The organism is Deefgea salmonis, from assembly GCF_020531905.1.
Taxonomy (GTDB): domain Bacteria; phylum Pseudomonadota; class Gammaproteobacteria; order Burkholderiales; family Chitinibacteraceae; genus Deefgea; species Deefgea salmonis.
Map to the genome: position 1 here is coordinate 1 of NZ_JAJAWG010000021.1, position 3,886 is coordinate 3,886.

3 protein-coding genes are annotated in these 3,886 nt (G+C 48.0%); 2 read left to right on the forward strand and 1 reads right to left on the reverse strand.

All coding sequences use genetic code 11. The annotated features are described in order from the left end of the window. The first annotated feature begins 661 nt into the window (after nucleotides 1-661). A complete protein-coding gene (locus tag LG219_RS15155) occupies nucleotides 662-898 on the forward strand; it encodes a hypothetical protein (RefSeq protein ID WP_226765278.1) in 237 nt (78 codons plus the stop codon). 297 nt (nucleotides 899-1,195) lie between these two features. Here the strand turns inward: LG219_RS15155 and LG219_RS15160 are convergent, their stop codons facing one another. Next, nucleotides 1,196-1,501 (reverse strand): DUF8583 domain-containing protein, encoded by a 306-nt coding sequence (locus LG219_RS15160; protein WP_226765279.1) that lies wholly within the window; start codon nucleotides 1,499-1,501, stop codon nucleotides 1,196-1,198. Nucleotides 1,502-1,738: 237 nt separating this feature from the next. Between LG219_RS15160 and mobQ the strand changes: the two genes are divergently transcribed. Next, a complete protein-coding gene (mobQ, locus tag LG219_RS15165; RefSeq protein WP_226765280.1) occupies nucleotides 1,739-3,475 on the forward strand; it encodes a MobQ family relaxase in 1,737 nt (578 codons plus the stop codon). The last annotated feature ends 411 nt before the right edge of the window (nucleotides 3,476-3,886 follow it).

Genomic DNA, 3,886 nt, shown 5'->3' on the forward strand with positions numbered 1-3,886 from the left:
CGATTCTAAGTCTCGAACTGATATGCGTCACGCTTTTGAGTGTCTCGATTTTAGGTTTGTTGGCGTAGCTGTCCAGAATGGAAAAGGCTAATTCGGTCTATCTGTCTGCGTTCAACCTTGCAAGGCGACCACGCCAAGCTTGAGACGTTGAGCCACCAGAGAACGCTCCGTTAGCTGCTTAGGCCAGACAGCCGTGAGAGGGTAACAAGCAGATCACGCTAAGGGGAAAGTGCTTTCCTAAACTGTTTGAGTGTATTGCAGCACCGCGAATACACCCGCATATCGACACCTCGGCTCCGTCCGACAGAGCGAAGCGGTAAGCCTCCCAACCCATGCCAATGGGTAAGGGGAGGGCTTGCCGCAAGTTCTCCCCCTCCCACCATCCGACAGGTTGGTTTTATTCTTAAAGGGCGCTTTCCCCTTCAAATTAAAAATCGAGTTTTTCCCTAGTCTCGCTCGAAAATAAAGCCCGAAATGGGTTTATCTTTTCGGGCTTTATTTTGAGCAAGCAAGCGCAGCGCGGTAGTGGTGAGAAGAACTTTTCACTGTGAACTAACGCACAATTTTGCTTTTTTGTTTGTGTGTTTTGTAAAAAACAAATCAACGATTTTATAAAATCGTTACAATGAAAGTGTCAAAACAACAGCACAGGAATGGTAAAATGCAACTCAAAGACGCTAAAGAATATTTCGAGCAAGGGTTTATCGTTGGCTTTTCTTCTATCCGTGACCCGTTAGTATCAGGCGGCTATATGTTGATTGTCCTTACCATTGGGGGCGGGAGTTCAACATTGATGACCGCGAAAAAAGAGGTGAAAACATTCACCTCTTTAGATTCGGTTTTTTCCGAAGTTGAGCGCATTGCAGGCCGTTGCTCTGAGATTGTTTTCAAGGTTTGAGTAGGTCGTTGGTTGTTTCGCTCGTAGGTCTTTGCGAACATGCCAGCGACTCAATAGATGGTAAATCGAAGATTTATTTCTATACTTTACGAATGATAAAACTACGTCCAACTCGACTTACTCCAGACCAGCTCTTGTCTATGATTATCCACTCTGAAAATCGCGTAGCAAGACTATATATGGTTCGATCTGCTGGAGATTACCGACCTAAGCTAATTCACGTTATTGGACGTGCTTGCTCCCTAACAAGTATGTGGCACGCACTCTATGAACGAGCAACTCAACAAACTTACTGGCCTAGCTCCAACTAGCTTCCTTGATTTGTTTTTTTTCGTCTAAAACAGGTAAGTCAAACAGGGTGCGGTCATCGTTGCGGGTTAGTGTCGCGTCCATCATTGCCAGTAGTTTATCTTTAGGCCATTCACCACCGTTAACTTTTGCCAGAATTGCCGCACCCACAAGGATTTTGCGACGTGTGTCTTTTTGGCGTTCCTGCTTTGAGAGTAGGGCGCGTTTTTGCGCCTCCTGCTTTTGCTTGAGTGCTTTTGCTTGTTTTAGCTTGGTCTCTAGCGTTTCTATTCGTTTGTTGATTGCCTCAGTCATATTGCCCCCTGTTGTGGTTTATGTGCTCATTTATTACCCGAAAAGATAAAGCCATTTCGGGTAATAAATCGAGCTTTTTTTGTGACCTGTTCACATTTTCGCTCACCTGAAAACCACGACCAATTGCTAAATTGGACGGTTTTCAGAAACCCGAAGTAGAATACAAGGGCGCACTTAATGCAAACTTCGTTTGCGTGCGGTCTCTGCGAGACAAAAACAACCCCAAGGGCTTAAAGCGTGGCAATTTTCCACCTCAGCGCAAAAATAATCAGCCGCAAAAACAGTCGTTCCTCGACTGGTGCGGCAGCTTATCGCGCAGGTGAAAAAGTGACAGACGAGCGAACGGGCGAAGTCCACGACTACACCAAAAAGAAAGGCATTGAATCGGCTGAAATCGTGATGCCATCTGGTACAGATTGGCGACCAGATAGAGCCGAATTATGGAACGCGGTAGAGCAGAAAAATAAGCGCGCAGATGCACAGGTTGCGCGTGAATTTGTCGTGGCCTTGCCCGACGAACTAACCGCCGCAGAACGCCAAAAGCTGGCGACCAGTTTTGCAAAAGAAATCGCAGACCGTTATCAGATAGCCGCTGATGTAGCCATTCATAAACCGAGCAAAGTCGGCGACCACCGAAACCACCACGCCCACATTCTGACCAGTACCAACAAAGTCGAAGGGCGCGGGTTTGGTAATAAGGTGCGGGAGTTGGATCTAGTCGCCCACAATCAGAACATCGAAAAGCGAGGACAGCCCACCGAGATAGAGCATTTGCGCGAACGCTGGGCGACCCTTACCAATGAAGCGTTACAGCGTAACGGTGTTGCTGTGCGAGTTGACCATAGGACGCTGGAAGCGCAGGGAATTACCGACCGCGCACCTACTCAGCATCGAGGCCCCGCACTGGACGGAATGCTACGGCGCGGGGCTGATTCGGACGTGCTGCAAAAACAAGCCGCCGAACGCTTGGAGAGAGCCAAGCAATTAGGCGAGCTAGAGAGCGAGATAGCGAAAACGGACAGCCTGATTAATGACCTATCGAGCGACTTAGCCGCAGCGAAAAAGGCCAACGAAGTTAAGCCACAGGCCGAACCTGAAAAGGTCGGTTTTTTCGCCAAGGTGAAAGAGGTTTTCACCCCGAAGCCGAAGGTTTCACACGCCGATGAAATGTATCAGGCGCGTAAAAAGGCCGCAGAAGAAGCTCTTAAACCATCGGTAGAAGTCTACTCCAGTAGACAAAGTGGGGTGGTTGTTCCCCAGGCTGCGCCTGTACCAGTACCGACACAGCCCAAGGTTGAGCCGTTATCTGCTGAGTTTGTGCCTATATCGAGGCCAGTACGCCCCAAGGACGTGCCTGTACCAACTCAGAGGCCAGCACAACCGAAGGAAGTTCCTGTGCCGACACCGAGGCCAGCACAGCCCAAGGTTGAGCCGTTATCTGCTGAGTTTGTGCCTGTATCGAGGCCAGTACGCCCCAAGATTGAATCGTTTGAAATCCTCACACCTGAAAAGCTGGCGAAGCAATACGAGGAAATGACGAGAGAGGAAGCTATCAAGGCTTATCAAGGCTATGCAAAGAGCGTTTCGCCTGAAAATATCCACCCTGTCCTTGTCCGAAGGTATGCGGAATCGCAGCAGGCCGCGCCGCCAGCAGCAAAGCAGACGGATTTAGCTCAGTTGACGGCTGATGTAGATAAGGAGAGAAAGACGCACTTCGAGGAGTTGCGAAGCAAGCCCGAGTTTTCAAAATATAGTCGAGACACACTAGGTGAAATTGCGTATTTCAGGGCTTTGGTACACGTTAGAGATAAGGATTTATCAGTAGAGCAGCAGCAGGAGCGTTTAAAGCAGTTTGATGAAAAGATGAAAGACCCAGAGCAGGTCAAGAAATTGCTAAAAGCTACCAGTGTGGAGCAGGAAAAACCAAAGGCGAAAAATATCAGCAGCAGTAACGAAAAGGATATTTCACGGTGAAAATGCTTTTTTTATGACCAAGATGTAAGAGACTGGTATTAAAGTAGGAAAAAATAACCACAAACGAATAAGCCCCGCTTGCATTGCTGTAAGCGGGGCTTTATCTTGTTTGGACGCGGTAGAAAGGACTGGAATCCTGACTACCACTAGATCGACAATGCGGGCAGCATGTGTCGAACCATACGCAAAATGATACATAGTGCGGTCAAGCTTTGCAAAGCGAAAAAGCCCTTAAAAAGCCAATCCAGCGCAAAAAACACGGTTCAACAACACTTCCCCGCAAAACTGGTTAAGCCAGTATTACAAAATTGTCGATTCTAAGTCTCGAACTGATATGCGTCACGCTTTTGAGTGTCTCGATTTTAGGTTTGTTGGCGTAGCTGTCCAGAATGGAAAAGGCTAATTCGGTCT

Excerpts from the sequence above, each read along its gene's own strand:
- LG219_RS15155 (WP_226765278.1), top strand. The coding sequence starts at position 662 with ATGCAACTCAAAGACGCTAAAGAATATTTCGAGCAAGGGTTTATCGTT.
- LG219_RS15160 (WP_226765279.1), bottom strand. The coding sequence starts at position 1,501 with ATGACTGAGGCAATCAACAAACGAATAGAAACGCTAGAGACCAAGCTA.